Annotated in this window: 3 protein-coding genes; 1 reads left to right on the top strand and 2 read right to left on the bottom strand. The window is 39.0% G+C overall.

Features of this window, described 5'->3' with window-relative positions:
* A partial coding sequence (locus AC1DDX_RS26295; protein WP_477622911.1) for an AraC family transcriptional regulator occupies positions 1–115 on the top strand: 115 nt, incomplete at its 5' end.
* 200 nt (positions 116–315) lie between these two features.
* Here the strand turns inward: AC1DDX_RS26295 and AC1DDX_RS26290 are convergent.
* Positions 316–1,392, bottom strand: coding sequence for a zinc-binding dehydrogenase (locus tag AC1DDX_RS26290; protein ID WP_288879301.1), 1,077 nt, complete (start codon positions 1,390–1,392; stop codon positions 316–318).
* Positions 1,393–1,495: 103 nt separating this feature from the next.
* Positions 1,496–2,631, bottom strand: a 1,136-nt coding sequence (locus AC1DDX_RS26285) for an alpha-galactosidase (protein WP_477622910.1), incomplete at its 5' end; no start/stop codon positions are given.

Here is a 2,631-nt window from a genome sequence, read left to right as displayed (position 1 = left end):
CTATAAGGTAGGGTTCAATAGTGTAAATAATTTTAACCGGGTTTTCAAGAGTGTGAAAGGTAAAACCCCTAGCGAATACATGGATGCGTATAATAAGGTCAGCAACATAAATTAAACCCCTTTCCACTAAGATCAACCTATCTGATTGATCTGATTCGAACGATTTGTAATTCTATGTAAGTTATGGCCTTACAATTATATATGCTAAATATCCCCTCTATTAGCCATAAAAATGATAAAAAAGTTTAAGTCGTTACCAGCAACATTTTCCATTGCTTAGTTCTAAAAGACATTATGATTTTGAGTAAGGTGAGGTTACAGATCCATTTTTACACCTACCCGCAATGGTCTGTGTGCAATTGCATACTCAAAGGCTTCCTGAGCCTCAGTTAAAGAAAATTCTTTCGACACTATATCCAAAAACGGAAAATTCAGATGCTGTTCTTTTATAAAGTTGAGGGCGTATTGAAGGTCCTCGAAATTATAGTTATGCAAACCTTTAATGGTAAGCAGTTTTCTTATGATTTGCTCAGCATCAATGCCAATCTTCCTGGTTTTAAAAACTGCGCCGGCCCAAATAGCAGTTCCACCGGTTCTTAATGATGCAATTCCCAATTCTATCGCGTCTGGCGAACCACTCATATCAAATACAACATCAATTTTGTGTTCAGCTAAGATCTCCGGCAAATTTGTTTCATCATTAGAATTATAAGAGAAATCAGCGCCAAATGCCTTTGATCCTTGTAAACGTTCACTATTCACATCCACTGCAATAATCCGTGTAGCCCCTGCAACCTTACTCATTGCGGCAGTAACATTTCCCAGAAGGCCCAGACCTGTAATAAGCACATTTTTTTTCTCCAAAGGCCCGGCCAGTCTAATCGCTCCGGCCACAGTTGCCAGTGCACAATTAATGGTTGCTGCAATAGGCAGGGGTAATTCATTAGGTAATTTAAGGACACATGTATGAGCCCGCAAAATACAATATTCGCTTAAACCACCATGAAAGGCGTCTTCTTCCAGAACCTGTGCATGGCCGTATTTAAAAAGATGCTCCGATTTTTGGGGCATACCTTTATCCAGCCATTCTTGTTGAGGATGTGAACAGAATATTGCCCAGGTTACCAGATCACCCTCCAGTAATTTGTTACCTGCCTGATCAATACGTGGATGATCTGCATCCAGTCTAACAATCCTACCTACAATCTCATGGCCCAATACAGTTGGTGTCTTTTCACTTCGGATGCCACTGAAAGTATAGAGATCACTTCCGCAAATGGTGGTATAAAGATTCTTGATTAATATTTCACCCGATTTAAGTGTGGGTATTTCTCTCTCTTGCAACTGCAGTTTTTTGCCGGCACCCTCAAAAACCACGATATTTCCTTTCATAATAACGATCTATTTGAGTGCACAATTACTAAACTTATGTTTAGCATAATTAAACACTATATTATGAAATTGTTAATATACTGGCAAGTATCTATTAATAATATTATAGCGTCATAACTTTTAAAACAACACTGGTTCGGCCTGCATCTGCTTCCGGATTAATACCTACAGTCATAAGGAAGTCTCCGGAATAAGACCTTTGGCTATCAATTGGGGAGGTTGTACCCGGGTAAAGGTTGACTTCCTCAATCTTATACATTTTGTCAGGAKCAAGGCCTTTAAGCTTTATAGGAATGGCGTTTTTAGCATTGTAAAGCGTAGAGACATAATAATTGAAGATTATAGCTGTATCTCTGGTCTCACTAACATATGATATGGCAGCTACTTTGTTTTCATAGGGATCCTGAAGCCGGTACTGCTGCCCGTGCCACACAATGTCTTTAATGCTATTGTATATTTTAACGGCATTTTGACTAAACAGAAGCTCTTTCTCGTCCAGCTCATTTACCTTCACATCATAGCCCAGTTTACCCATCATGGCTACATCAGTTTTAAATTTGATTGGCTGCTTACCCATATCTGTAACATGATTATCAACAGCTACCGAAGGGAAATAATAAGAATATTCCCACTGAATAAAAATGCGGTCAAAAGGGTTGGTATTATCGCTTGGCCAGAATTCAGTAAAATATTTTAGTGCTGCATAGTCTACTCTTGTACCGCCACCAGCGCAAAGCATCATGGGTATTTTTGGATATTTTTTTCTTATTCGCTCAAGTACACTGTTCAAGCCCTTTACATATTCCAGATAAAAATGATCCTGGTTTTTTAAAGTAGGGGAGTTGGCATTATAGATCAGTGAATTGCAGTCCCATTTGATAAAAGCCAAATCGGGTACTTCCTTAAAAACCTCATCTACAGTATTGAATACAAAATCCTGAACTTTTGGATTACTAAGGTCCAGAACCAATTGATTGCGCATGTAGTATTCCTTTCTTTCTGGTTGTCTGATAATCCAATCGGGATGGTTCTCATAAAGTTCACTTTTTGGATTAACCATTTCCGGCTCCAGCCAAATACCGAATTTTACACCATTTGCTGTCGCCTCCTTGCCCAAAGCACTAATGCCATTGGCTAGTTTCTGTTTATTAAATTGCCAATCACCCAAACCTGCTGTGGCATTATTTCGAGGGAACTTGTTACCGAACCAACCATCATCCAGTACAAATACATCTCCAC

The sequence above is a fragment of the Pedobacter sp. 10L46_2 genome, from assembly GCF_056395165.1.
The sequence above is the reverse complement of the archived record's forward strand: the minus strand, read 5'-3'. Positions and strand labels throughout refer to the sequence as shown.